This is a genomic window from Mycobacterium sp. (assembly GCF_044223235.1).
In the GTDB taxonomy this organism is placed as follows: domain Bacteria; phylum Actinomycetota; class Actinomycetes; order Mycobacteriales; family Mycobacteriaceae; genus Mycobacterium.
In genome coordinates, this window is record NZ_JBGAME010000001.1 from 486,131 (window position 1) to 510,592 (window position 24,462).

Below are 24,462 nucleotides of genomic sequence, written 5' to 3' on the forward strand. Positions count from 1 at the left end.
GGTACATTCGCCGGCGTGCGCATCCGTCGACTGATGGCAGGTCTGCCTGCGGTCTGGGTCGTGCTGACGGCGTCCGCCTGCGCCGCGTCGCAGGAGGCGCCCACCCTGGCCGGGACGACGTGGGAGCTGGTGCAGATCCAGTCGATGGACGACAGCCAGGGCGCCACACCGATTCCCGAACCGGGCCGGTACACCGTCAGTTTCGGCGACGACGGGCAGGCGGCATTCCGCATCGACTGCAACCGCGGCAGCGCGTCGTGGCAGGCCGAGTCCTCCGATGCCGGGGAGTCCGGCAGCCTGATCTTCGGCCCCATCGCCACCACGTTGCTGATGTGCCCGCCGCCGACCGTCGACCAGCAGGTGGGCACGGCGCTGTCCAATGTGCGCGGATATCTGTTCAAGGACGGTCAGCTGCACCTGTCGCTGTACGCCGACGGCGGCATCCTGTCCTGGCGATCCGCCTGAGTCAGAACGCCGGCCACGGGATCGGCCTGCGCCGATCCGGCGACGGCATCACCGGATTGTTGAGCAGGGCAACGATTCTGGCGTCCAGCGCATCGAGTTCGCGATTGGTGATGTGGGCGCAGAGCCGGTCGGCGAGCTCGTCGTGCAGCTGCTCGCGCAGCGACGCGACCCTCTGCAGCGTCTCGTCGTCGATCGGTTTGCCCGCCCATCCCCAAAGCACGGTGCGCAGCTTGTCCTCGACGTGCATGCTGACGCCGTGATCCACGCCGTACACCCCGCCGTCGACGCCGGAAAGGATGTGGCCGCCCTTGCGGTCGGCGTTGTTGATGAGCACGTCGAACACCGCCATCCGGCGCAGGCGGGCGTCGTCGGCGTGCACCAACGTCACCTCCTGGCCCGAATAGTCGTAGGCCTGCAGGACGGGTAGGTACCCCGGCGGGATGTGGCCCGCGGGCATCAGGTCGACCAGGTCGGGACCGGGCTGCGGTTCGTCGTCAGCGGATCCACTTTCGCTCCTCGCGTCCGCGGGTTGGTGGACCCACCGCTGCAGCATGCCCAGCCCTGCCGGTCCGTCACGAATGATGGTGTAGGGCACGATGTCCCAGCCCAGCGCCGCCGAAACGAGATATGCCGCCATCTCCCGGCCTGCCAGGGTGCCGTCCGGGAAATCCCACAGCGGTGCCTCCCCGGCGATGGGCTTGTACACGCAGTGCACCACCGTGTGGTCCAGATGGGCCTGGCACAGGAAGGTGCCGTTGCTGGCGGAGCGGATTCGTCCGATGACGGTCAGCTCGCCGCGTCGCAAGGCCTCACAGTCGCCGGATGCGCGCTCAGCCGTCGGCGTCATCGTCGGATCCGGCGAGGGCTCCGCGGCGGTAACCGTTGGTGCGCACGCAGATGTGACCTTCCGGATCCAGGGGTTCGTCGCACAGCGGGCAGGGCGGACGGCCCGCCGAGATCACCCGGTTGGACCGGGTGGCGAACTGGCGCGCCGATTCCGGCGTCAAGAACACCCGGACCGCGTCCGGCCCCTCCTCGGCGTCGTCGAGCACCACAGAAGCGTCGAACTCGGTGTCCGACACCGCGAGCAGCTCGACGACGATGGTCTGCGCCTCCGAATCCCAGCCCAGCCCCATCGTGCCCACCCGGAACTCCGCGTCCACCGGCGTGACGAGCGGACTGAGATCCTCGACCTCCCCGGTATCGGGCGGGATCGGTGTGCCGAACCGGCGGTTGACCTCAAGCAGCAGCGCCGCGATCCGCTCCGCGAGAACCGCGACCTGCTGCTTCTCCAGGATCACCGACACCACCCGCTTGTCGTGAACCGCCTGCAGGTAGAAGGTGCGGTTTCCGGGTTGCCCGACGGTCCCGGCCACAAAACGGTCGGGCATACGGAACACATGAATTGCGCGGGCCATGGCACCCTCCAAAATACCGGTACGAGCACCGCTGGAGTAATCACCGGGTGAGCGCGCCGCGAACGGTCATCAGTCGGTGGAGCCGCCGACGGTCGCGTCTTCCCGCGGCACCTGACCCTCCACGGCGGGCGGCTTGGCGAGCAGAGCCGACGTCAGCTGGGAACCCGTGTGGTTGACGTGCATGACGAACGGACGAAGCGGGGTGTAGCGGATGACGCTCATCGAGGCGGTGTCGGCGGTGATGCGCTGGAAGCTGTCCAGGTGGGTGCCCAGTGCGTCGGCAACCACCGCCTTGATGACGTCACCGTGGGTGCACGCCAGCCACAGCACGTCCCCTTCGTGCCGCTCGGCCAGGACGCGGTCGTGTTCACGCACCGCCGCGACCGCGCGGGCCTGCACCTGCGCCAGCCCCTCCCCGCCGGGAAACACCGCCGCACTGGGCTGCTGTTGCACCACGGCCCACAGCGGTTCCTTCACCAGCTCGACGATCTTGCGACCCGTCCAGCTGCCGTAGTCCACCTCGGCGAGCCGCTCGTCGACGACGGGTTCCAGCCCGAGGGCGGCGGCCAGCGGCTCCACCGTCTGGGCGCACCGCAGCAGCGGTGAGCGCACAATCGCGCGCAGCGGCAGCGCGCCGATCCGGTCCACCACGGCCGCAGCCTGTTCCAGACCCTTGTCGTCGAGGCCGACGCCTTCACTGCGGCCGGCCAGCGTCTGAGCGGTGTTCGAGGTCGACCGCCCGTGCCGCAACAGGATGACGGTCAAGCAGGCCTCTCCGGTCGTTATCGGTCGGTATTCGGGTGGCTATCGGGTGGCTATGTCGCGGCCAGCACCCCGGTGCCGAGCAGCACCAGGACCACTGCCCCGGCAATGACGCGGTAGCCGACGAACCAGTACATGCTATGGCGGACCAGGAATCGCAGGAACCAGGCCACCGCGGCGAACCCGACGACGAACGCGACCAGCGTGGCCACCAGCAACTGCGGGCCGGTGGCGCTCATCCCCTCCCCGACCGGGTGGAACGCGTCGGGAAGCGAGAACAGGCCGGAGGCGAACACGGCGGGGATGGCCAGCAGGAAGCCGAAGCGGGCGGCCAGCTCGCGCTCGAGCCCCAGGAACAACCCCGCGCTGATGGTGGCGCCGGACCGGGAGACACCGGGAACCAGCGCCAGGCATTGGGCCAGGCCAACGATCACGCCGTCGCGCCAGGTCAGCTTGGCGGCATCGCGGGTCTGCCTGCCGAAATACTCGGCGGCGGCGATGACCGCCGAGAACACCACAAGCGCGGTCGCGACCAGCCAAAGATTGCGTGCCACAGTGCGGATCTCGTCCTTGAACAACAGCCCGAACACCGCGATCGGAATCGTGCCGATGATCACATACCAACCGAGCCGGTAGTCGACTCCCCGCTGCGCGGAGTTGAACAGCCCGGCGAACCACGCCTTGACGATTCGTCCGATGTCGCGGGCGAAGTAGACCAGGACGGCGACCTCGGTGCCCAGCTGGGTGACCGCGGTGAACGACGCCCCGGCATCCTCGGCAAAGAACAGCCGGGACACGATCGCCAGGTGCCCCGAGGACGAAATCGGCAGGAATTCGGTAAGTCCCTGCACCACGGCAAGCACGACGACCTGCAGCCACGACATTTCCGGCACAACAGTCACGACGACTGACCGTACCGTGGGCCGCGGTGGACGGCAGGTCAGCGAGGGGTCAGCGTGTGCTACGCGACACCGGCTGCGCGGCGGCGACCGCGTCACGCACCGCTGCGGCGACGCTGCGCTCGTCGGACAGGTCGATGTCGGTGAGCTTGCGGGTGGCGACCGCGACCACGTCCTCGGCCTGCGGCACCGGACCGATCACCCGCGGGCGGTACACCTCGACGACCAGCAACTGGCGCTCGATGTGGAAGGAGAAGCTGCGTCCGTCGCCTACTCGGCCAAAACCACTGGCGTGGACACCAGTGGAAATGTCCTCGATAGCAAACTCCCCCGTGTCCGTTTCCCGATCGGCGGCGAGCGTCATACCGGCACTATACGGCCGCCGCGGGCATAGCGTGGTCCAGACATGGCGAAATTGCGCAGACAGTCCTGCCTAGACTTGCGTGGCGACCTGGCGGGGATCTGCCGTGCCGGTTCACGCCACCGTTCGTTGCTCCCCGACCCGAAAGTCCCCGTGCCCCATCGTCCCTACCTCGCAGGTCGGCTCCGCCGCGGCGGCGCGGCCTTCGCGGTGATCGCGGCGCTGGCGGCCTGTTCGGCTAACCCGGTCGACGCCCCGCCGCCCACCATCGTGCCCGCCGAGGCCGCGGCGTCGCCTCCGGTGACCGGCAACCCGGCGGGGTCCGTCGTTGCGCTGGACGTTTCGGCCCGGGGCGCGGTGTTCGACTCGGCGACACGGACGCTGGCGGTGCTCGGATCCGGGACCGACGGGCGGTCGACGCTGGCGGTCCTGGCGGGAACGGATCCGCCGCGGACCGTGCCGCTACCCGCGCCGGCCACCGCGATCACCGGCGACGGCCACGGCACGCTGTATCTGTCCATCCGCGGCGGCTACCTACGCTTCGACGTCGCCCACGCCGAGACGACCCGGTTCGACATCGAAGGCGGGCAGGATGCCGACTTCACGGCGATCGCCCGGCGCGCCGACGGCCGACTCGTCCTCGGCAGCGCCGACGGCGCGGTCTACACGCTGAGCTCCGACACCGCGGTCGGCGCCGAACTCGCCGTCTTCGCGCACGTGGATTCCGTTGTCACCCAGGGCGACATCGCCGTCGTGCTGGACCGCGCGCAGACGTCGGTGACGACCATCGACCCCAGCGGAACCAAGGTCGGTCAGGCGCTGCGGGCCGGGGAGGGCGCCACCACCATCGCCGTCGACCCGCAGGGCAGGGTGCTGGTCGCCGACACCAGGGGCGATTCGCTGCTGGTCTTCGGCACCGATCCGCTGATCCTTCGCCAGCGCTACCCCGTAGGTGACGCCCCGTACGGGCTGGCCGGATCCTCAGAGCTGGCCTGGGTGTCGCAGACAGCCGCCAACACGGTGATTGGTTACGATCTGGCCACCGGCATCCCCGTGGAGAAGGTGCGATATCGAACCGTGCGGCAACCCGACCTCCTGGCCTTCGACGACAGTTCTGGCACGCTGTATGTGGTGTCCGGATCGGGAGCGGGTGTGCAGGTGATCTCCAACGCGGCGGCGAGCCGCCCATGATGTGTGCGGCAAGCCACCCATGACGGCACACCGCGGCCGCATTCCAGCCGGATGGGAGAGCGACCTGTCTGACGAGTACGAGTGGGTGCCCCTGCGGCTGCCGCCCGACGTGACCCGGCTGAGCGCGTCGACCCGGCTGTCAATCGAAGCCGAGTACCGGGGGTGGGAACTGACCCGGGTGCGCGCCTACACCGACGGCAGCAGGCGAGTCCTGCTACGGCGCAGGAAGACGGCCGATTCCACGGGCGGCTCAGGCGTCTCAGGCGTCTCAGGCGTCTCAGGCGTCTCAGGCGTCTTAGGCGTCGCCGATCAGCCGGAGCTCTAGACGCATGTACGCGCTGCTACGTCGGGCGTTCTTCGTCGTGCCCCCCGAACGCATCCACACCTGGGTGTTCGCGGTGCTGCGCGGTGTGACGCTGCCTGCACCGCTGCGCCGGGCGCTGGCCCGCTGGCTGGCACCGCACGACCCGGTGCTGGCCAGCACGGTTTTCGGGGTGCGGTTTCCCGGGCCACTCGGCTTGGCCGCCGGCTTCGACAAGGACGGTCGCGGGCTGGCGGCGTGGGGCGCGCTGGGCTTCGGTTTCGCCGAGGTGGGGACCGTGACCGCGCAGGCGCAACCAGGCAATCCGGAGCCGCGGCTGTTCCGGCTGCCCGACGATCGCGCGTTGCTCAACCGGATGGGCTTCAACAACCACGGCGCGGGCGAGTTGGCGCTGCGGCTGACCGAACACACGCCCGACGTCCCGATCGGGGTGAACATCGGCAAGACCAAGGTGACCCCGCCGCACGGGGCGGTCGACGACTACCAGCGCAGCGCCAGGCTGGTCGGCTCGCTGGCGGCGTTCGTGGTGGTCAACGTCAGCTCGCCGAACACCCCCGGGCTGCGTGACCTGCAGGCGGTGGAGTCGCTGCGGCCGATCCTTGCCGCCGTCGCGGCGGAGACCACCACCCCCGTGCTGGTCAAGATCGCCCCCGATCTGTCCGATTCCGACGTCGACGACATTGCCGACCTGGCCGTCGAACTGGGCCTCGCAGGCATCGTGGCGACCAACACCACGGTGTCCAGGGACGGCATTGCCACGCCGGAGGTGGCCGACCTCGGCTCGGGCGGGATCTCCGGCCCGCCGGTGGCCCACCGGTCGCTGGAGGTGCTGCGCCGGCTCTACGGCCGCGTCGGTGACCGGCTGGTGCTGATCAGCGTCGGCGGCATCGAAACCGCCGACGACGCCTGGGAACGCATCGTGTCGGGTGCCTCGCTGCTCGAGGGCTACACCGGCTTCGTCTATGGCGGCGGTCTGTGGGCCAAGCACATCCACGACGGCATCGCCCGCCGCCTGCACGACGGCGGTTTCAGCTCGCTGGCCGATGCCGTCGGCTCCGCGGCACGGTAGTTCTTTCCCGGTGCCGTTCAGTCCTGTTCAGTTCTGCTCGTAGGTGCCGTGGATGAGCGCCCTGGCGATCGCATGGGCGAACAGGTTGAAGCCCAGGTAGGCCGGCGTCGCCGTCTCGGGCAGCTCGAGCTTTTCCACCGGCAGCGCGTGCACGGCGATGAAGTACCGGTGGGCTCCGTGTCCGGCGGGCGGCGCGGCACCGACAAACCGCCGCAGGCCCGCATCGTTGCTCAATGTCAGTGCGTCACCGGGCAGTTCGCTGCCGTCACCGACGCCGGCGGGCAGGTCCGTCACGGTGGCGGGCAGGTTGGCCACCGCCCAGTGCCAGAATCCCGATGCCGTCGGCGCGTCGGGGTCATACATGGTGACGGCGAAGCTGCGGGTCTCCTCGGGGAATCCCGACCAGCTCAGCTGCGGCGACACATCCTCGCCCCCGGCCCCCATCAGGCCGCTGACCTGAGCGTTGGCCAGCGGTGCGCCATCGGTGACCGACTCCGAGGTGAGCGTGAAACCCGGCAGCTGGGGCAGGAAGTCGTAGGGGTTGTACGGAAAAGCCATGGCGGATAATCCCTTTCTCGGTGGTGGGTCAGCAGTCGGTCAGGAAGCGTTCGAGGACGTCGGTGCCGAACAGCAGTGAATCGACCGGCACCCGTTCGTCGACGCCGTGGAACAGCGCCGTGAAATCGAGTTCCGGCGGCAGCCGCAGCGGGATGAACCCGAAGCATCGGATACCCAGGCGCGCAAGGTGTTTCGCGTCGGTGCCCGCAGAAAGCAGATATGGCACGGTACGCGCCTCGGGGTCGACGGCCAGCAGCGCCGCGTTCATCGCGTCGACCAGATCCCCGTCGAACGACGTCTCGTAGGACGGCAGCTCGGTCACCCACTCGCGGCTGACGTCGGGGCCGATCAGCTCGTCGACCTCGGCTTCGAACGCGGCCTGCCGCCCGGGCAGCACCCGGCAATCCAGTACCGCCTCCGCCGTCGCCGGAATCACGTTGGCCTTGTAGCCGGCCTGCAACATCGTCGGGTTGGCGATGTCGCGCAGGGTGGCGTTGATGATGCGGGAGATGGAACCCAGCTTGGCGACGGCGCCCTCGATGTCGGGCGAATCCGGGTCGAAGCTGTATCCGGTCTCCTCGGCGACGGCGGCCAGGAACTCGGCGACCGCCGGGTGCAGGACCAGCGGGAACCGATGTCGCCCCAGTCTGGCCACCGCCTCGGCGACGGCGGTGACGGCGTTGTCGTCGTGCACCATCGATCCATGCCCGGCGCGCCCGCGCGCGGTCAGGCGCATCCACAACATCCCCTTCTCCGCCGTCTCGATGAGATAGAGCCGGCGCTCCCCGCCGTCGCGGCGCGGGACGGTCAGCGAGTAGCCACCCACCTCACCGACCGCCTCCGTGACGCCGTCGAACAGATCCGGGCGGTTCTCCACCAGCCATTTCGCGCCGTATCTACCGCCGGCCTCCTCGTCCGCGAAGAAGGCGAAGACCAGATCGCGCGGCGGCACGATCCCCGCGCGTTTGAAGTGCCGCGCGACGGCGATCATCATCCCGATCATGTTCTTCATGTCGATCGCACCGCGACCCCAGACGTAACCGTCCTCGACCGCGCCGGAGAACGGATGCACGCTCCAGTCGGCGGCCTCGGCGGGCACCACGTCGAGGTGCCCGTGCACCAGCAGCGCACCGCGTGACCGATCCGCGCCCGGGAGCCGCGCGAAGACGTTGCCGCGCCCCGGCGCCCCGGATTCGACGTATTCGGTCTGGTAGCCGACCTCTTCGAGTTGAGCGGCCACCCACCGCGCACACTCCGCCTCACCCCTGGTGGTGGACAGGTCGCCAGTGTTGGAGGTGTCGAATTGGATCAGCGCGCTGACGAGATCGACGACTTCATCCGCGGAACCAGTCACAGTCACCTTTCCTACCATCGACCTCCGCGTTCGACGCGGGCCATCGACCTCCGCGTTCGACGCGGGTGCCGGGTTTGGGTGAGGGCGGGTCCATCCGATAGCCTTAGCTGCCCACAACGAGTCCGAGTGGCGGAATGGCAGACGCGCTAGCTTGAGGTGCTAGTGCCCTATTAACGGGCGTGGGGGTTCAAGTCCCCCCTCGGACACATTTCCTGGCTACACAGATAGAAAACCCGCTCCTAACTCGGTCAGGGCGGGTTCTCTGTATTTGCTGATGTCGATTGGGCATCGCGTTGATGTCCTCATTCTGTCCGACTGCTAGCGGCATCCCCGACCCGCCACCAGGACCCCGTCAGGAAACGACAGCGCCGGATGGCGTCGCTTGGAACGAAGCGCAATGAGCCGCCCCCAACCCCAGACGACCCAGTTGCCCACCGGGAACCCCGACGCCAATCATGGGCTTGCACCCGGCTCAGCCGCCAGTCCGCGCCGTCCTGCTCGTTCGGCGAAAGCGTCGCGTGCTGCCAGCACCTCGAGCACGCGCCAGATGCGGTTGCGGGAGTAGCTGGTGGTCTCTGTGATGATCCCGGCTTCGATGAGCGGGTCCAGATTGCGGTAGACGTGCACGATGCGGATGCCGAGCTCGGTTTCGAGCAGCGCGGCATTCACCACAGGGCGTTTGAGCAGCAGGTCGGCCAAGCGCTGCACCACCGTCCCGGATCGCGCGTTGATCCGGTCCGCCCACCCGCTGCGGATGCTGCGCAGATCGCTCACCAGGCGCCGGCCATTGATCACGACGCGAAACGACGCTTCGCTGAACCGTTGCACGATCGGCGCGGCATCCCCGTCGCGGTAAGCGGCCTGTTACCCGAGTCGCAGGGTCCCACGCTGCGACCGCGGGCTTATGTCGCCCTTCTGCCTCAGCAGTGACATGTACAAATGATGGTTGGGTAAGTGTACATTTCACGGTGTGGAGGTATCCGTGACCGAGTTGCGCGCGCACCTCAGCGATTGGCTCGATCGAGCTCGGGCTGGTGGTGATGTCGTCATCACCGACCGCGGGATTCCGGTCGCGCGACTCACTTCGCTGGACAGCGCAGGCACCTTGGAGCGTCTCACGGCCGAAGGCGTGATTGGCAAGGCCACCGCGCAGCGGCCCGTCGCTGCGGGTCGGTCCCGACCCCAACCGCGGCGGCCGGTGTCTGAGCGGGTCAGCGACCAGCGGCGCTGACCGGTGCCGCTCGTCTACTTCGACGCCAGCGCCTTCGTCAAACTTCTCACCGCCGAGACAGGGAGCTCGCTGGCGTCCGCGCTATGGGATGGCTGCGACGCCGCATTGTCCAGCCGTCTGGCCTACCCCGAAGTCCGCGCCGCACTCGCTGCAGCAGCCCGCAATCACGACCTAACCGAATCCGAGCTCGCCGGTGCCGAGCGTGACTGGGAGGACTTCTGGGCCGCCACCCGCCCAGTCGAACTCACCGCGTCGATTGAACGGCACGCCGGCCGCCTCGCCCGAGCCCATGCCTTACGCGGAGCCGACGCGGTCCATCTGGCCAGCGCGTTGGCAGTCAGCGACCCCGGCCTGATCGTCGCCGTTTGGGACCGACGCCTGCACGCGGGAGCCCACGCCGCCGGGTGCCGCGTCGCCCCCGCCCAACTCGACCACTAATCCGACCGATCAACATCAGAGTGGGTCAATCCAGCACGGACGACGATCAGGTACCGAATTCGCCAGGCCAGGACCCGTGTCGCAGGTGGACAAGTCCCCCGTCGGACACCTTCTCAGCGATACGACGACGGTAGGCACTGGGCGAACTCCCGAACCACCGCCGGCACGACCGGGTGAGGACGCTTTGTTCGGCATACCCGAGCAGCCGAGTGAGATGGTCCAGGCTGATGTCGGTGTCGCGCAGGTACCGTTCGGCGGTTTGGCGGCGGACCTTGTCGACGAGCGCACCGTAGCTGGTGCCTTCCGTGGCCAGCCTGCGCTGTAATGCGCGGGGATGCAGCCGCACGCGCGTTGCGACGAGTTCGATCCGCAGCGCCCCGGTCGGCAGCAGCAGGTTGGCCAGGTCAGTCACGGTCTGTGTAAGCGTGGGCGCCGACTGGACGACCATCTCCGACAGCACCGATACCGCGGTGTCGTGTGCTGGTGCGTGCCCGCGGAGCCGACGGCGCAGATCCGCCCCGCGTAGTACGAACCCGGCCCTTGGTTGCGCAAAGTGTGGCGTGCAGCCGAAATCACGGATGTAGTCAGCCGACGACGTCAATGCCGAGTGCGGCACGTGGACGGCGATGGGCGTGTAGTCGGCGCCGAGGATTTCACGCAGGATCTGCAAAGAGGCACCGAGCGACTGCTCGATCGCCTGGCGCTGGCGCGGCGGCGGGTCGAGGAGAATCTTGAACTCGAAGAATTCGGTGGCGCCGTCGGCGGATGGGTTCAGGCGCACCTGCAGTCCTGGGCTGTGGGCGCTGATGTACGTGGCGAAGATCGTGAACGCGTCGGCGAGGGACGGCGCAGTCTGCGCGGCCACACCCACCGGACCGATCGTCTCGATCCCACGCCGGGCGGCCAGGCGCCGACCGAAGTCGCGCGCCGCGGTGAGGTCGGCGGCGAGTTCGACGGCTCGCACGGCACCGCGCAGCGGAATGAAACGGTCGTATCGCCCGGCATCCTCGGGCCGCAGTCCCGCAGCCGTCAGGACATAGTCGGGATCCGCGCCGAGTTCGGTGACCAGGTCGCGGAACTGCAGCAGGCAGGTCGCCCGGATGGCGTGCACGGCGGGAAATCTCGATCATGCGTCGCGAAATGTCAAGCGGTCGACGGTGCCGGGCCGCAGAATCGCCAACCGTGGCTTCACTCGATGCTGGATCGCCTCATCGGCCGGGGTTGTGGGTCCGGCCCTGCCGGTTCTCGAGCAATGGGATCCGTCCTGGGCCCGAGCGTGCCATCCGATGAGTGTGCGGTCCTGGCGCGACGGTGTGGTCCAGGCCTGCTGCAACCTGGCAATCCCGATCATCGCCGACGAACTCGCCCAGATCCGATAACCCCGTCCACGCCCCCACCACCGAGGAGACCCGATGTACTTCACCGACCGATCGCTGCTGCCCGAGAACCAGCCGCCGCTGATCATCACCGCCGCGCCGTACGGACCGGCGTGGATTCCCTCGGATTTCCCCGGCGAGATACCCGTCACCTGGGACGAGCAGGTGCAGAAGGCCGTCGACTGTTACGAGGCCGGGGCCCGGATGCTGCACGTGCATGTCCGCGATCCCAAGACGGGCAAGATCTCGAAGAACATCGAGGAGTATGGCGCCCAGATCGGCCGGCTGCGGGAAGCGGTGCCCGACATGGTGTTACAGGTCGGCGGTTCGATCTCCTTTTCCCCCGAAGGGGATTCGGTGGCGAAATGGCAGAGTTACGACACCCGCCACATGCTGGCCGAGATCGACCCCAAACCCGACCAGATCACCGTCGCGATCGGCTCGTCGCTCTTCGACATCACCGCACTGGCGACGCTCGACGATGTCGCGGGCACGCACATGGCCGACCCCCACGTCATGTGGCAGTACTCCCAGATGGTCGCCGATGCAACTCCCGAGTTCTACATCGAGCATCTGAAGCGCCTGCGCGAGAGGAAGATTCAGGCCTATTTCGCGATGGCCCATGTGCACTCCCTCGAGATCGTCGAGCGCCTGATCCGCAAAGGTCTGTACATGGGTCCGGTCAACGGGTTCTACAGCATGGTCGGCGGCGGGACGGCCGGGTCCAACCCGTTCGACCTGATGGAGCTGATCCGTCGCGCACCCCAGGGGTCGTCGTTCACCTATCAGTCGGTCTTCCGTCTGGTCTGGCCCATTTCGACGATGTGTATCGCGCTGGGCCAGCACGTGCGGGCGGGCATCGAGGACAACCTCTGGGGACCGGTCAAGGGACAGCGGTTCACCACCGTTGAGATGGTCCGCAAGATGGTCAGCATCGCAGACGAACTCGGCCGACCGATCGCCACCGCCGAAGAGACCAAGCGGATTCTGAAGCTCGGCGAGTGGTACGACTCCCCGAAGGAAACCCTGTTCAACCTCGGTCTCCCCCCGAATCGCGAGGACGGTGAACGCGGTTTCCTGACGTACAACACCGACGGACGGGTGCACCGCCCTACGGATACACCGTCGGATCCGCGCTACGTCCTGTGAGACCGGCTACGCCGTCAGCTCGCTCGGGAAGTCGTTGAGCGCCTCGAGATAGCGCTCGACCTCCGCGGTGGAGGTCTGGATCCCCACCGCGGGCCCCGCCGAGTCGATCGCGTCCCAGATCCCCCGGTTGTCGAGGCCGTCTGCCATGCGTTTGGCCACATTGTCGGTCAGGACGGTGACGCCGTACCCGGTGAACATGCTGGTATCGGCGAGGTTGAAGTCGATGTAGGTGTTCGTGTCGACGTCGGTAAAGCGCGACCCGCGACCCGGATGTCACGAAAACCGGTGGATGCGTGTACAACTGGGACATCCACGCCATCGGGACTCCGTTGGGCATCCGGGTGCGGGCGCGGGCGAGCGCCGCGGCGCCGCGCGGCCGCTGCTGGACAAAGCGGTCCAACTCACGGTGGCGCAGTGTGGAGTCTGCGATGCCGGGGGTTCCTGTCACCGTCCCGATTCTCGGCAAGCGGGGGACACTCGCGGGTGAAACGGGGTGCTAGTAGACGTCGCGGACGTAGCGCTTGTCGGCGATGAGCGCGCGCTTGTAGTCGTTGGCGGCGTCATCGGACATCCCGCCGTGGGTCTTGATGATCGTCCCGAGTGCGGCGTCGACGTCCTTGGCCATCCGCGACGCGTCGCCGCACACGTAGAAGTGCGCCCCGTCCTCCAGCCAGCGCCACACGTCGGCCCCATAGTCGAGCATCTTGTGCTGGACGTACACCCGCTGCGGTTGATCGCGGGAGAAGGCCAGATCGAGGCGGTTGAGGAAGCCGTCGTCGACCATGTCCGTCAGATCGTCGCGGTAGTAGAAATTCTCGGCACGGTGCTGGTCGCCGAAGAACAGCCAGTTGCGTCCGGTGTGGCCCAGCGCGCGACGCTCCTGCAGGAACCCGCGGAACGGGGCCACCCCGGTGCCGGGCCCCACCATGATCATCGGCGTGGACGAGTCCTGCGGCGGGCGGAAATGCGGTGAGCGCTGCAGGAACACCCGCACCGGTGCGGCGGCGCGGTCGGCCAGGAACGTCGAGCACACCCCTCCGCGGGCACCACCGTCGGACCCGCGGTAACGCACCACCGACACCGTCAGCTGCACCTCGTGCGGGCTGACCAGCGGGCTCGACGAGATCGAGTAGTTGCGCGGGGTCAGCCGGACCAGAGCCTCCTGCCACTGCTCGGGGTTCGCGCGCACCCCGAACTCCCGAACCAGATCCAGCCCGTTGCGATTGACCAGCCACTTCTGCAGCCGGTCCTTGGGGCCCTTGAGGATCGATGCGGCCGCGGGAGAACGCTCCGCAATGAAGTTCAGCAGGGTCGGTGTGACGCGGCAGAAGTCGTAGTGGCTGCGCAACGCCTCCCCCAGCGTGCCCTCGGCCCCGTCGAGGCCCACGACGCGTTCCGCGCTCAGGCCGGTCGCGGCCAGCCACGCCTCGACCGCCGCCGGATCGTTGGCGGCATACACCCCCAACGAGTCACCCGCGGAGTACGTGACGTCGTACTGCGAGATGTCGAAACCGAACTGGCGCACCTCTTTTGCCGATCCCGCCGGGGTCAGCGCCGTGTTGCGGCTCAGCGGCGCGGCGACGGGCGCGGCGCGGGTGAACAGTTCGGGCGCGGCCGACGGCTTCGGTTCTGCGGTGACGATGCCACCGTTCGGCGACGCCTCCGCCGGACTGCTCAGCAGCCCGGCGACTTTCTGCGCCCACTGCGACATCGGCTCGTCGTCGTACGCCTCGCATTCGGTGCGGTCGAGCAGCTTGGTGGCGCCGAGGGCCGCCAGCCGGCCGTCGAGCGATTTGGCGTGGCCGCAGAAGTTGTCGTAGGACCGGTCGCCGATACCGAGCACCGCATACCGCACCCCGTCCAGCGCGGGTGCGTCGGAGGATTCCAGGCGGCTCCAGAAGTCCGCGCCGTTGTCCGGTGGCCCGCCGTCGCCGAACGTGCTCGTCACCACCAGCACTTCCTGAGACGCCGCCAGGTCCGTCAGCTCGACATCGTCCATGTTCATCAGCCGGGCACCGCCGAGCTGACCCGCGAGCCTGCCCGCGAAATCCTCGGCGTTGCCGGTCTGGGAGGCCCACATCACCAGCGGCTGCGGCCCGTCCGGGTCCGGTGTCTCCGCGGGCGCCCGCGAATAGCGTCCCGCCAGTGAACCGTTCACCCACAGCCGCACCGCCGCCGTCACCGGCGCGGAATCCGGCAGCACAGGAACACCGGCGGGAGTGTCGGTCAGTGAACTGAGAAACGCCGCGATATAGAGCTTTTCGTCACCGGTCAGCTCGGGCCGGCGAGTCTGGGCCAGCCCGAGTTCCGCGGCGAGCGGATGCGCCGACGTCGGAGCCGGGCCGATCGGGCGAAGGTGCACCGCGCACACCTTGAACTCCGGTTGCAGCGATGCGGCGTCGACCGCGTCGCTGGTCAGCGCGTTGATCGTGACGTATTCGCCATGTTCGTCATTCCAGTGGAACGGTACCCACACACTGCCTGGCCGAATCCGGTCGGTCACCACTGCCGGTAGCACGGCCCGCCCCCGCCGGGAGGTCAGCTCGATCGGCTGGCCGTCGCCGATCTCTAGCCCGGCGGCGTCGACGGGGTGGACCTCGACGAACGGGCCACTGTTGAGCTTGTTGAGCTTGTCCACCTTGCCCGTCTTGGTCATGGTGTGCCACTGGTGCTGCAGGCGGCCGGTGTTGAGGACCATCGGGAAGTCGTCGTCGGGCAGCTCGGCGGGCTCCATGTGCGGACGCGGGTGAAACACCGCCCGCCTCGACGGGGTGGCAAAGGCCAGCCGCGGACGGTGACCGTCGTCGTCGACGAACAGCGTCTGGCTGACGCCGTCGTTGAGGTAGCGGATCGGGTGGCGATCGGCGGCTCCGCCGGGTGCGTCCTCGGGCGGGCATGGCCACTGCAGCGGCGTCTGCCGCAGCCGGTCGTAGCTGGCCCCGCGCAGGTCATAGCCCGTCTGGGGGTTCCAGAACATGCGGATCTCGTCGAAGATCTCCTCGCTGGACTTGTAGCTGAAGGCTGCACCGAATCCGAGGTGTTCGGCGACCTGGCAGATCAGCTCCCAGTCCGGACGCGCGTCGCCCACGGGCGGGGTCGTCGCGTTCAGCAGCGTGAGGTTCCGCTCCGAATTCACCATCACCGCATCGGATTCCGACCACAGGGTGGCCGGAAGCACGATGTCGGCGTAGCGGTTGGTGGCGGTGTCGCGGTAGGCGTCCTGGGTGATGACGAGTTCGGCGGCCTCCAGCCCGGTGATGACGGTCTTGCGGTTGGCCACGGTGGCAACGGGATTGGTGCAGATGATCCAGCATGCCTTGACCGCCCCGTCGGCCATCTGCCGGAACATCTCGATGGTGCCAGGGCCGACGTCGGAGCGGATGGTGCCCGGCTCCAGCCCCCATTGCGTCTCGACGAAGTCACGGTCGGACGCCGAAAGCACCGCACGCTGGCCGGGCAGTCCCGGCCCCATGTAACCCATTTCGCGCCCACCCATGGCGTTGGGCTGGCCGGTCAGCGACATCGGGCCGCTGCCAGGCCGGCAGATCGCGCCGGTGGCCAGGTGCAGATTGCAGAGGGCGTTGGTGTTCCAGGTGCCGTGGGTGCTCTGGTTGAGTCCCATGGTCCAGCAGCTCATCCACTCCCCCGCCTCGGCGATCATCCGTGCGGCGGTGCGGATGTCGGCCTCGGGCAGGCCCGTGATCTCGGCGACTCGCTCGGGTGGGTATTCGGCGAGGAACGCGGGCATCGCGTCCCAGCCATCGGTGTGTTCGGCGATGAACTCGGCGTCGATGTCGCCGCTTTGGACCAGCAGGTGCAGGATCCCGTTGAGCAGCGCGAGATCGGTCCCCGGCCTGATCGGCAGGTACAGGTCGGCCCGGTCGGCGGTGGTGGTGCGGCGCGGGTCGACGACGATCAGTTTGGCGCCGGCCTTGAGCCGGTCCACCATCCGCAGATACAGGATGGGGTGGCAGTCGGCCATATTCGAGCCGATGACGAAGAACAGGTCGGTGCAGTCGAAGTCGGTGTAGGAGCCGGGCGGGCCGTCGGCGCCGAGCGACTGCTTGAAGCCGGTGCCCGCACTGGCCATGCACAGCCGCGAGTTCGACTCGATGTGCACGGTGCGCAGGTAGCCCTTGGCCAGTTTGGTGGCCAGATACTGGGCCTCGATGGACATCTGGCCCGACACGTAGAGCGCGACCGCATCCGGCCCGTGCTCGTCGATGATGGCCCGCAACCGGCCGACCGCCTCGGCGATCGCGTCGTCGACGGGGACGGGCGTGAGTTCGTCGTCGCGACCCGGACGCACCAGAGCCGTCGCGAGCCGGCCGTCGACGGCACGCATCATCTCAGCGTGCGTCGCGCCTTTGGTACACAGCCTGCCAAAGTTGGTGGGGTGCAGCTTATCTCCGCTGACTCGCGCGATGACCGGACGTCCGGACGGGCCGTCCGTCGTCTGCACCGTGATGCCACAGCCCACACCGCAGTAGGAGCATGCGGTGCGGGCTGTGGCGGGCCGACTCGTCAACTCGCCGCTGCCCCCACGGGCGCAGACATCCGGCCGATGTGCTCACCGGTGTGTGCGCGGTGCTCGTGCAGCCGCAGGAACACGAACCAGGTGACGAACGCGCACACCACGTAGAAGCCGAGGAACACCCAGAACGCCATGGTGGCCGACTTCGCGTCGCTGACGTAGGAGGCCCGCAGCACGATGTTGATGAACACTCCGCCCAGGGCCCCGACCGCACCGGCGAAGCCGATCAGCGCACCCGACATGCTGCGCGACCACTGCGACTTCTCCTGGGCGGACAGCTCGTCGCGACTCTGGGCCTTGGCCTCGAAGATCGACGGGATCATCTTGTAGGTGGAGCCGTTGCCGATGCCGGACAGGATGAACAGCAGGATGAAGCCGGCCACAAAGGCCACCATCTGGCTGCCGGTGGCCGCACCCGCCGTGCCGTCGTCGATCGTGCCGGCAGTGACCAGGATTCCGGCAGCGAAGATCATCGCCACAAAGGTGTACAGCGTGAGCTTGCCGCCGCCGATCCGGTCGGCCAGCTTGCCGCCCACCGGGCGCGCCAGCGATCCGAGCAGCGGGCCGATGAACGCGATCTGCGCGGCGTGCAGCGAGGCCTGCGCCGGGGTGTCGCCGCCCGCGAGGAAGTTGATCTGCAGCACCTGGCCGAAGGCGAACGAGAAGCCGATGAACGAACCGAAGGTGCCGATGTAGAGGAAGCTCATCACCCAGGAGTGCCGGAAGCGCAGTGCCTCACCGAGCGCGCCGAGGTTGGACTTCTGGTTACGCAGGTTGTCCATGTACAGCGCGGCGCCCAGCGCGGCCAGGGCGACGGCGACCAGGTAGATGGCGCAGACGATCTCGGGCCGGGTGTTGCCGACGGTGGCGATCACCAGCAGGCCGATCAGCTGGATCACCGGCACGCCGATGTTGCCGCCGCCGGCGTTGAGGCCAAGCGCCCAGCCCTTGAGACGCTGGGGGTAGAAGGCATTGATGTTGGTCATCGACGAGGCGAAGTTGCCGCCGCCGAGGCCGGCGAACGCCGCGATCACCATGAACGTGGTGTACGACGTACTCGGCCGGTTCATGAAGATCAGCGTCAGCACCAGCGGGATCAGCAGCAGCAGTGCGCTGACGATGGTCCAGTTGCGGCCACCGAACCGGGCGGGGGCGATGGTGTAAGGGATGCGCATGAACGCACCGACCAGCGTCGGCACCGCGACCAGGAAGAACTTGCCCGCGGCGTCGATGTGGTAGACGTCCTGCGGCATGAACAGCACCATCACCGACCAGATCGACCACACCGAGAACCCGACGTGCTCGGCGACGATGGACCAGATCAGGTTGCGCTTGGCGATCTGCTTGCCACCTGCCTCCCAGGCCGCGACGTCCTCGGCGTCCCAGTGCTCGATATCCCGCCTGCGGGAGTGTTCGATATCCCGGCTGCGGGATCGTTCGGTGTCCCGGTTACGGGACAAGGACAAGGTGGGCATGGGCGGCCTCCGGTATCGATCGGCGAAGTACGTGACAACAGGTTTACGACCAGGGGATTCCGCTTCGATTGCCCCTTCGTGACCGCATTGTCAAAAGCGCCTCACATCGCAGGTCACGCCACCGTGAGAAGAATTCCAGGTGAGAACTGGGACCCATTGCCGAAGCACGCCCGAAATGCGCTGGAAACAGAAGGCTTCTAGCTTCGTGCAAACCAGCCCCGCTCATCGAGCGCTTCAGAAGGCGAGCAATTGCATGACGGACGGAAGTAGCCCCACATTTCTCCAAGGTGCCTTCGATTTCGAAGGCAGCGGTTATGACAAACCCGTCCTGCTCGACGATTCGCTGCGCTATGTGGTGCCCGCCGGGTCGATCGCCCAGCCGGTGTACTTCCGCGGTGGCAACTCGGCCAAGCAGATGGTCACGGTGGTGCTCTATCGTGACGGAAAACCCATGCGCTACTTCCCTATTGCCGCCAGGGGTGCCACCCACGTTTCGCTGCGGGTGGTCGAGGACCTGCTTGCCGACACCGTGCTCGAAATGTTCATCGCCGCACCGGACGGCAGCAAGGGCACCGTGATCGTCGACCTGGGCCTGGTGGAGGTCGAATGAGCCGACCGCAACTGGTCGTCATCGGCAACGGCATGGCAGGTATGCGCGCCGTGGAGGAGATCCTGGCGCGACAAGACCGCCGAAGTAATGCTGAGCTTTTCCAAATCACCGTGTTCGGGGACGAGCCGTACGGCAACTACAACCGCATCATGTTGTCGAATGTGCTTGCCGGGATCGATGATACGACCGACATCTACCTCAACGAACTCGACTGGTACGCCGACAACGGGGTGGATCTGCGCGCCGGTGTGCGCGTGGTGCGGCTGGACCGCTACGCGCGGCTTGTACACGCCGACGACGGCACGACGATGCGCTACGACTACCTGATCATCGCCACCGGAAGCCGCGCGTTCTTCCCGCCGATGGCCGGGCTGTGGGCCGACAACAAGACGCTGGCCGACGGGGTGTTCGGATTCCGCACGCTTGACGACACCGCCGCGATGATCGCCGAAGCCGACAACCGGAGCAAGGCCGTCGTCATCGGCGGCGGTCTGCTCGGCCTGGAAGCCGCACGGGGCCTACAGAATCGCGGCCTGGCCGCGGCCGTGGTGCATTCCGGTCCGACGCTGATGAACGCCCAGCTCGACGACACCGCGGGAGCCATCCTGCGCCGTTCCGTCGAGGATCTCGGCATCGAGGTGCTCACGTCCAAGCGGACCACGGAGGTGTTCACCGAGGACGACGGGCGGTTGCGCGGCATCGGGTTCGCCGACGGGTCCACCGTCGACTGCGACATGCTGGTGATCGCCACCGGTATCCGGCCCAATGTCGGTCTGGCGCAACGCGCCGGACTCACCGTCGAACGCGCGATCGTCACCGACGACCACATGCGCTCCGTCGACGACGACCGCGTCTATGTCGTCGGCGAGTGCGCCCAGCACCGCGGCCAGGTGTACGGGCTGGTGGCCCCGCTGTGGGAGCAGGCGGCCGTGCTGGCCGACCACATCACCGGCGCCGACCGCTCGGCGGCCTACCACGGCTCGCGCACCGCCACCAAACTCAAGGTGGCCGGTGTCGACGTCGCGGCGATGGGCGTCAAGGCGCCCGAACACGAGGACGACGAGTTCGTCCAGTACAGCGAGCCCAAACACGGTGTGTACAAGACGATCGTGATCCGCGACGGCAAGCTGGTCGGCGCCACGCTGGTGGGTGACGTGTCGAAGGTGTCGTTCCTGACCCAGGCATTCGACAGCGGCCTGCCGCTGCCCGACGAGCGGGTGTCACTGATGTTCGACATCGGCACCCCCGACATCGGTGTCGGAGTCTCCGAACTCGCCGACGACGCGCAGGTGTGCAACTGCAACGGGGTGTCCAAGGGCGCGCTGGTCGCCTGTGTTCAGGGCGGCGAGACATCGCTGAGCGGTGTGATGGCGAAGACCAAGGCCGGTAAGGGCTGCGGGTCGTGCAAGGAGTTGGTGGCCCAGGTGGTGGAGTGGGCCGCGGGCGGCGCGATGACCGAGGACCCGTCGGCATCCTGGTACGTTCCGGGCATCCCGTACGACAAGCCCACGCTCATGGCGACAATCCGTGAGCTGCAGCTGCATTCGGTGTCGTCGGTGTTCGCGGCGCTGGCGCCGGACGGCAAGCCGGACGCGAGTTCGAAGATGGGGCTGGCATCGCTGCTGGAGATGATGTGGGCCGACGAGTTCGTCGACGAACGTGACGCCCGATTCATCAACGACCGGGTGCACGCCAACATTCAGCGCGACGGCACGTTCTCGGTGGTGCCGCAGATGAAGGGCGGAGTGACCAGCGTCGCGCAGCTGCGCAGGATCGCCGACGTCGCCGAGAAGTATGAGATCCCGATGATCAAATGCACCGGGGGCCAACGCATCGACCTGCTCGGGGTGCGCAAGGAGGACCTGCCCGGGGTGTGGGCGGATCTGGACATGCCGTCGGGCTATGCCTACGGCAAGAGCTTCCGAACGGTGAAAACCTGTGTGGGAAGCGACTTCTGCCGCTTCGGTGTCGGCGACTCGACGGGACTGGGCATCGCGCTGGAGGAGCGCTACCAGGGCCTGGCCAGCCCGGCGAAGATGAAGCTCGCGGTCACGGGCTGTCCGCGCAACTGCGCCGAGTCGCTGTGCAAGGACCTCGGGGTGGTCGCGGTCGACGGCGGCCGCTGGGAGATCTACGTGGGCGGGGCCGCCGGTGCGCACATCCGCAAGGGTGACCTGCTGGCCACCGTCGACGATCCGCAGACCGTGATCACGTTGACCGGGCGATTCCTGCAGTACTACCGCGAGAACGCGAACTGGCTTGAGCGAACCTACAAGTGGGTGCCGCGGGTGGGGATCGACAAGATCCGCGCGGTGGTGGTGGACGACGTCGAGGGCCTGGCCGCGGGATTGGACGAACGGATGCAGAAATCCGTTGACGCCTACCGGGATCCGTGGCTGGACGGACGTGAACCGGTGAGCGAGGGACAGTTCCGGACGTCGCTGCCGCTGACGGTGCTCCCCCAGGTGCCTGTGCGATGACCGCGATTTGGGCGCGGATTCGTGCGCGCAGCGTCGGAAAGCGCGCCGAAATCGCTGGCCGCCGATGAGCGTCGAACTCGGCCCCGCCGGCGACATCCCCGTCGGTGAGGGGCGCACGTACGCCGTCGACGGTACCCAGATCGCCGTGTACCGGCTGCGGGACGGATCGCTGCGGGCACTGGACGCGATCTGCCCGCACAAGGGCGGCCCGCTCGCCGACGGGCTGACCGACGACGCGCAGGTGGTGTGCCCGCTGCACAACTACGCCTTCGACCTCACCACGGGCACCGAGATGTCCGGGACGGGGATGTCGGTGCGCAGCTACCCCGTCTGCGAGGTCGACGGCACCGTCTGCCTGCCGGACTGATCCGTCAGGTGTAGGCCATGTGGACGCGGCGGATGTGACCCTCGAACGGGAACGGGGCGCGGTGGTAGTAGTCCCGCGATACCGGCGAGCCCAGGCAGGTGCCGATGTCGAGGCAGTCGTTGGCGGTGAACAGCAGCGGCGCGCTGATCGGCACCTGACCGGATGCGATCGGCTCGCCGTCGCGCGTCACCGTGATGTCCAGCGGCCCCGCCGGGCGCGGCTCGGCGTACTGCGTGGTCACCGTGATCGTCGCCGCCCCCGGCGCGACCTTGTCCGCTGATCGGATCACCGTGCGCGACAGGATGAACAGGTTGTACTCGTAGACCAGGTGCCCGTCGTCGAAGTAGCACGTCAGCCCGCCCGCCGCGCCGCCGAGCGCGTACAGCACCCCATTGGCGTCGGCGGGGATGTCGGCCTCGATGGTGACGGTGTTGTTCTTGTTGCCCAGCGCCGGCGCGCAGAATTCGGGCATCCGCACCATGTCGCCGGAGAACTCCCACTCGCGGTACGGCGGCGCGATGCGCAGTTCGGGGTGAAGGGCCGGCACCCACAGGCCGCCGCCGATCGGCAGCACCGAATTGCGGGCGGCCTCGATGGCGAACAACTCGCGCAGCTGGGCGAGCTTCTCGGGCAGCTGCGCCGCCAGATCGTTGGCCTGCGACCAGTCCTCGTCCAGGTTGTACAGCTCCCAGACGTCGGCGTCGGGCGTCCAGGTGGCGATACCCCCGGGCAGGCCGGGCACCCACGGCAGACGCGGCCCGCGGGCGCAGGCCAGCCAGCCGTCGTCATAGATCGACCGGCTGCCCATGATCTCGAAGTACTGCGTCTTCTTCCCGCCCGGCGCGTTCGCGTCGACCAGGGTGCGCGCGAAGCTCGCCCCGGCGATCGGGATCTGCTGCTCGCCGTAGACCGTGCGCGGCGGCTCGATTCCGACGATCTCGTAGATCGTCGGTACGACGTCGGTGCAGTGCAGAAACACCGACCGCGGTGTCGGATCCGGGGCGACCTTCGCCGGCCACCGCACCACCATGGGGTTTCGGGTGCCGCCCAGGTGCGAGGCCAGCAGCTTCATGCCCTTGTACGGGGTGGAGCCGGCCCACGCCCAGGCCGCGTGGTACTGGTTGTCCACCATCGGGGACCCCAGCACGTCCAGGCCGCCGAGTTCGTCGAGCGCATCGATGTGCTGGCGGACGGTGGTGGGGATCCCGTTCTGCGCCAACAGTTCGGCGATCGTACCGTTCTGGCCCTCACCCGACGACCCGTTGTCGCCCCAGATGTAGAGGAACAGGGTGTTGTCGGCGTAGCCGAGGCGGTCCAGTTCGTCGGCGATGCGACCCACCTGCACGTCGACGTGTTCGGCGTAGCCGGCGGCGACCTCCATCAGGCGGCGCTGGAACGGCTTCTCGTCCTCGGGGATGTCGTCCCACGCGGCCAGCAACTCGTCACGCTCGGTGAGTTCGCAGTCGGCGGGAATCCAGCCCTTCTCCTTGGCACGGTCGAACACCCGCTCCCGGTAGGCGTCCCAGCCGTCGTCGAACTTACCGGCGTACTTGTCGGCCCATTCCTTCATGATGTGGTGCGGTCCGTGCAGACAGCCGCTGGCCCAGTACATGAAGAAGGGCTTGTCGGCGTTGAACGCCTTGTGCTGGCGCAGCCACGAGATCGCGTCGTCCGCCAGGTCCTCGGAGAGGTGATAGCCCTGCTCCGGCGTCTTGGGTGGGCGGACCACGGTGGTGTTGCGCACCAGATGCGGCTCGTACTGTGATGCCTCACCGGCCAGGAACCCGTAGAAGTATTCGAAACCCAAACCGGTGGGCCAGTTCTCGAACGGCCCGGCGGCGGTGGTCTCCTCGGCCGGAGTGTTGTGCCACTTGCCGAACGCCGAGGTGGCGTATCCGTACTGCTTGAGCACCTCGGCCACCGTCGCGCTCGAGCGCGGGATCTTGCCCGCGTAACCGTCCCAGTCGTTGGCGAGTTCGGCGATCTGACCGTTGCCGATCTCATGGTGGTTGCGCCCCGTCAGCAGCGACGCCCGCGTCGGCGAACACATGGCGGTGGTGTGAAAGCGGTTGTAGGACACACCTTCTGCAAGGATCCGGTCCATCGTCGCGGTGGTCACCTCGCCGCCCAGCGTCGACGGCAGACCCGGCCCGGCATCGTCGATCAGCACGATGACGATGTTCGGGGTGTCGTCGTGAAGCCTGCGCGGGATGGCGCGCGGCGTGTACGTCGATTCCTGCATCGTGCGGCCCGCGATGCTGGCCGAGGGAACCGGCGGGAACGGCAACACGCCCCCACCGGGCAGCACCGCTGCGACTACCTGATCACCCAGCCCGTCAGACAACACCGCCCCTTTCTCGGCAGACAACCGACCCGGCCATTCACTGTGCAGCAACCGACCAC

At 67.8% G+C, this 24,462-nt stretch carries 22 protein-coding genes, 1 tRNA gene and 1 pseudogene; 11 read left to right on the plus strand and 13 right to left on the minus strand.

Translation table 11 applies throughout. The features are described 5' to 3' along the window. The first annotated feature begins 15 nt into the window (after positions 1 to 15). Complete coding sequence (locus ADBZ6K_RS02125) at positions 16 to 465, plus strand: META domain-containing protein (RefSeq protein ID WP_526344154.1); 450 nt, start codon at positions 16 to 18, stop codon at positions 463 to 465. A 1-nt stretch (position 466) separates the two neighbouring features. On the opposite strand, the gene ADBZ6K_RS02130 is transcribed toward ADBZ6K_RS02125, so the two are convergent. The 5 genes from ADBZ6K_RS02130 to ADBZ6K_RS02150 all read right to left on the minus strand — a co-directional run bounded on the left by ADBZ6K_RS02130 (position 467) and on the right by ADBZ6K_RS02150 (position 3,908). Continuing rightward, positions 467 to 1,312 carry an Rv2133c family protein gene (locus ADBZ6K_RS02130; RefSeq protein ID WP_526344155.1) on the minus strand — a complete coding sequence of 282 codons (846 nt, stop codon included), beginning with the start codon at positions 1,310 to 1,312 and terminating at the stop codon, positions 467 to 469. Beyond that, complete coding sequence (locus tag ADBZ6K_RS02135; protein WP_526344156.1) at positions 1,296 to 1,883, minus strand: Rv2134c family protein; 588 nt, start codon at positions 1,881 to 1,883, stop codon at positions 1,296 to 1,298. Before ADBZ6K_RS02135 ends, ADBZ6K_RS02130 begins: the two co-directional genes overlap by 17 nt. Positions 1,884 to 1,952: 69 nt before the next feature. Beyond that, a complete protein-coding gene (locus tag ADBZ6K_RS02140) occupies positions 1,953 to 2,648 on the minus strand; it encodes a histidine phosphatase family protein (protein ID WP_526344157.1) in 696 nt (231 codons plus the stop codon). Between the two features lie 50 nt (positions 2,649 to 2,698). Then, positions 2,699 to 3,529, minus strand: a complete 831-nt coding sequence (locus tag ADBZ6K_RS02145) for an undecaprenyl-diphosphate phosphatase (protein WP_526344358.1) — start codon at positions 3,527 to 3,529, stop codon at positions 2,699 to 2,701. A gap of 67 nt (positions 3,530 to 3,596) precedes the next feature. Then, entirely contained in the window at positions 3,597 to 3,908 is a 312-nt protein-coding gene (locus tag ADBZ6K_RS02150) for a hypothetical protein (protein ID WP_526344158.1), read from the minus strand. Positions 3,909 to 4,058: 150 nt separating this feature from the next. On the opposite strand from ADBZ6K_RS02150, the gene ADBZ6K_RS02155 reads away from it, so the two are divergent. From ADBZ6K_RS02155 to ADBZ6K_RS02165, 3 genes are read left to right on the plus strand one after another with little or no spacing between them, the layout of a single operon-like run. Beyond that, positions 4,059 to 5,096, plus strand: a complete 1,038-nt coding sequence (locus ADBZ6K_RS02155) for a YncE family protein (RefSeq protein ID WP_526344159.1) — start codon at positions 4,059 to 4,061, stop codon at positions 5,094 to 5,096. Positions 5,097 to 5,115: 19 nt separating this feature from the next. Continuing rightward, the gene (locus tag ADBZ6K_RS02160) at positions 5,116 to 5,421 is read left to right on the plus strand and encodes a DUF5703 family protein (RefSeq protein WP_526344160.1); all 306 of its coding nucleotides are present in this window, start codon (positions 5,116 to 5,118) and stop codon (positions 5,419 to 5,421) included. 4 nt (positions 5,422 to 5,425) lie between these two features. Next, positions 5,426 to 6,487, plus strand: a complete 1,062-nt coding sequence (locus ADBZ6K_RS02165) for a quinone-dependent dihydroorotate dehydrogenase (RefSeq protein WP_526344161.1) — start codon at positions 5,426 to 5,428, stop codon at positions 6,485 to 6,487. 27 nt (positions 6,488 to 6,514) lie between these two features. Here the strand turns inward: ADBZ6K_RS02165 and ADBZ6K_RS02170 are convergent, their stop codons facing one another. Both ADBZ6K_RS02170 and ADBZ6K_RS02175 read right to left on the minus strand, forming a co-directional pair. After that, positions 6,515 to 7,045, minus strand: coding sequence for a YbhB/YbcL family Raf kinase inhibitor-like protein (locus ADBZ6K_RS02170; protein WP_526344162.1), 531 nt, complete (start codon positions 7,043 to 7,045; stop codon positions 6,515 to 6,517). 28 nt (positions 7,046 to 7,073) lie between these two features. After that, positions 7,074 to 8,417 carry a M20/M25/M40 family metallo-hydrolase gene (locus ADBZ6K_RS02175; protein WP_526344163.1) on the minus strand — a complete coding sequence of 448 codons (1,344 nt, stop codon included), beginning with the start codon at positions 8,415 to 8,417 and terminating at the stop codon, positions 7,074 to 7,076. 102 nt (positions 8,418 to 8,519) lie between these two features. Here ADBZ6K_RS02175 and ADBZ6K_RS02180 point away from each other — a divergent pair. After that, a tRNA-Leu gene (locus ADBZ6K_RS02180) sits at positions 8,520 to 8,605 on the plus strand. A gap of 247 nt (positions 8,606 to 8,852) precedes the next feature. On the opposite strand, the gene ADBZ6K_RS02185 is transcribed toward ADBZ6K_RS02180, so the two are convergent. Then, positions 8,853 to 9,227 (minus strand): hypothetical protein, encoded by a 375-nt coding sequence (locus ADBZ6K_RS02185; RefSeq protein WP_526344164.1) that lies wholly within the window; start codon positions 9,225 to 9,227, stop codon positions 8,853 to 8,855. 97 nt (positions 9,228 to 9,324) lie between these two features. On the opposite strand from ADBZ6K_RS02185, the pseudogene ADBZ6K_RS02190 reads away from it, so the two are divergent. Continuing rightward, a pseudogene (locus ADBZ6K_RS02190) lies at positions 9,325 to 9,630 on the plus strand (type II toxin-antitoxin system Phd/YefM family antitoxin); the annotation flags it as partial. A 3-nt stretch (positions 9,631 to 9,633) separates the two neighbouring features. After that, positions 9,634 to 10,068 carry a type II toxin-antitoxin system VapC family toxin gene (locus ADBZ6K_RS02195; protein ID WP_526344165.1) on the plus strand — a complete coding sequence of 145 codons (435 nt, stop codon included), beginning with the start codon at positions 9,634 to 9,636 and terminating at the stop codon, positions 10,066 to 10,068. A gap of 46 nt (positions 10,069 to 10,114) precedes the next feature. Here the strand turns inward: ADBZ6K_RS02195 and ADBZ6K_RS02200 are convergent, their stop codons facing one another. After that, positions 10,115 to 11,179, minus strand: a complete 1,065-nt coding sequence (locus ADBZ6K_RS02200) for a helix-turn-helix transcriptional regulator (RefSeq protein ID WP_526344166.1) — start codon at positions 11,177 to 11,179, stop codon at positions 10,115 to 10,117. A gap of 301 nt (positions 11,180 to 11,480) precedes the next feature. Between ADBZ6K_RS02200 and ADBZ6K_RS02205 the strand changes: the two genes are divergently transcribed. Further along, complete coding sequence (locus ADBZ6K_RS02205; protein ID WP_526344167.1) at positions 11,481 to 12,593, plus strand: beta-keto acid cleavage family enzyme; 1,113 nt, start codon at positions 11,481 to 11,483, stop codon at positions 12,591 to 12,593. 6 nt (positions 12,594 to 12,599) lie between these two features. Here ADBZ6K_RS02205 and ADBZ6K_RS02210 read toward each other — a convergent pair whose 3' ends face one another. The 3 genes from ADBZ6K_RS02210 to ADBZ6K_RS02220 form a co-directional block, all read right to left on the minus strand. After that, on the minus strand, positions 12,600 to 12,791 hold the full coding sequence (locus ADBZ6K_RS02210) for a hypothetical protein (RefSeq protein WP_526344168.1): 192 nt from the start codon (positions 12,789 to 12,791) through the stop codon (positions 12,600 to 12,602). A 298-nt stretch (positions 12,792 to 13,089) separates the two neighbouring features. Then, positions 13,090 to 17,121, minus strand: a complete 4,032-nt coding sequence (locus tag ADBZ6K_RS02215) for a bifunctional nitrate reductase/sulfite reductase flavoprotein subunit alpha (RefSeq protein WP_526344169.1) — start codon at positions 17,119 to 17,121, stop codon at positions 13,090 to 13,092. Continuing rightward, complete coding sequence (locus ADBZ6K_RS02220; RefSeq protein ID WP_526344170.1) at positions 17,118 to 18,602, minus strand: nitrate/nitrite transporter; 1,485 nt, start codon at positions 18,600 to 18,602, stop codon at positions 17,118 to 17,120. Before ADBZ6K_RS02220 ends, ADBZ6K_RS02215 begins: the two co-directional genes overlap by 4 nt. A 253-nt stretch (positions 18,603 to 18,855) precedes the next feature. Here ADBZ6K_RS02220 and ADBZ6K_RS02225 point away from each other — a divergent pair, with 253 nt between their 5' ends. From ADBZ6K_RS02225 to ADBZ6K_RS02235, 3 genes are all read left to right on the plus strand, one after another. Continuing rightward, positions 18,856 to 19,212 carry a molybdopterin oxidoreductase gene (locus tag ADBZ6K_RS02225; protein WP_526344171.1) on the plus strand — a complete coding sequence of 119 codons (357 nt, stop codon included), beginning with the start codon at positions 18,856 to 18,858 and terminating at the stop codon, positions 19,210 to 19,212. Continuing rightward, on the plus strand, positions 19,209 to 21,692 hold the full coding sequence (gene nirB / locus ADBZ6K_RS02230; RefSeq protein WP_526344172.1) for a nitrite reductase large subunit NirB: 2,484 nt from the start codon (positions 19,209 to 19,211) through the stop codon (positions 21,690 to 21,692). The genes ADBZ6K_RS02225 and nirB overlap by 4 nt, the downstream gene beginning before the upstream one ends. Before the next feature lie 64 nt (positions 21,693 to 21,756). Continuing rightward, positions 21,757 to 22,059: a Rieske 2Fe-2S domain-containing protein gene (locus ADBZ6K_RS02235; RefSeq protein ID WP_526344173.1), complete on the plus strand. Its 303-nt coding sequence runs from the start codon at positions 21,757 to 21,759 to the stop codon at positions 22,057 to 22,059. Between the two features lie 4 nt (positions 22,060 to 22,063). Here the strand turns inward: ADBZ6K_RS02235 and ADBZ6K_RS02240 are convergent, their stop codons facing one another. Then, a complete protein-coding gene (locus ADBZ6K_RS02240; RefSeq protein ID WP_526344174.1) occupies positions 22,064 to 24,403 on the minus strand; it encodes an arylsulfatase in 2,340 nt (779 codons plus the stop codon). Positions 24,404 to 24,462 lie beyond the last annotated feature (59 nt).

Bases quoted from the DNA above. Each gene is read 5' to 3' on its own strand.
- ADBZ6K_RS02220 (WP_526344170.1), bottom strand. From the start codon at position 18,602: ATGCCCACCTTGTCCTTGTCCCGTAACCGGGACACCGAACGATCCCGC.
- ADBZ6K_RS02170 (WP_526344162.1), bottom strand. From the start codon at position 7,045: ATGGCTTTTCCGTACAACCCCTACGACTTCCTGCCCCAGCTGCCGGGT.
- ADBZ6K_RS02165 (WP_526344161.1), top strand. From the start codon at position 5,426: ATGTACGCGCTGCTACGTCGGGCGTTCTTCGTCGTGCCCCCCGAACGC.
- ADBZ6K_RS02160 (WP_526344160.1), top strand. From the start codon at position 5,116: ATGACGGCACACCGCGGCCGCATTCCAGCCGGATGGGAGAGCGACCTG.
- nirB (WP_526344172.1), top strand. From the start codon at position 19,209: ATGAGCCGACCGCAACTGGTCGTCATCGGCAACGGCATGGCAGGTATG.
- ADBZ6K_RS02225 (WP_526344171.1), top strand. From the start codon at position 18,856: ATGACGGACGGAAGTAGCCCCACATTTCTCCAAGGTGCCTTCGATTTC.
- ADBZ6K_RS02130 (WP_526344155.1), bottom strand. From the start codon at position 1,312: ATGACGCCGACGGCTGAGCGCGCATCCGGCGACTGTGAGGCCTTGCGA.
- ADBZ6K_RS02235 (WP_526344173.1), top strand. From the start codon at position 21,757: ATGAGCGTCGAACTCGGCCCCGCCGGCGACATCCCCGTCGGTGAGGGG.
- ADBZ6K_RS02150 (WP_526344158.1), bottom strand. From the start codon at position 3,908: ATGACGCTCGCCGCCGATCGGGAAACGGACACGGGGGAGTTTGCTATC.
- ADBZ6K_RS02135 (WP_526344156.1), bottom strand. From the start codon at position 1,883: ATGGCCCGCGCAATTCATGTGTTCCGTATGCCCGACCGTTTTGTGGCC.
- ADBZ6K_RS02210 (WP_526344168.1), bottom strand. From the start codon at position 12,791: ATGTTCACCGGGTACGGCGTCACCGTCCTGACCGACAATGTGGCCAAA.
- ADBZ6K_RS02145 (WP_526344358.1), bottom strand. From the start codon at position 3,529: ATGTCGTGGCTGCAGGTCGTCGTGCTTGCCGTGGTGCAGGGACTTACC.
- ADBZ6K_RS02205 (WP_526344167.1), top strand. From the start codon at position 11,481: ATGTACTTCACCGACCGATCGCTGCTGCCCGAGAACCAGCCGCCGCTG.
- ADBZ6K_RS02175 (WP_526344163.1), bottom strand. From the start codon at position 8,417: ATGGTAGGAAAGGTGACTGTGACTGGTTCCGCGGATGAAGTCGTCGAT.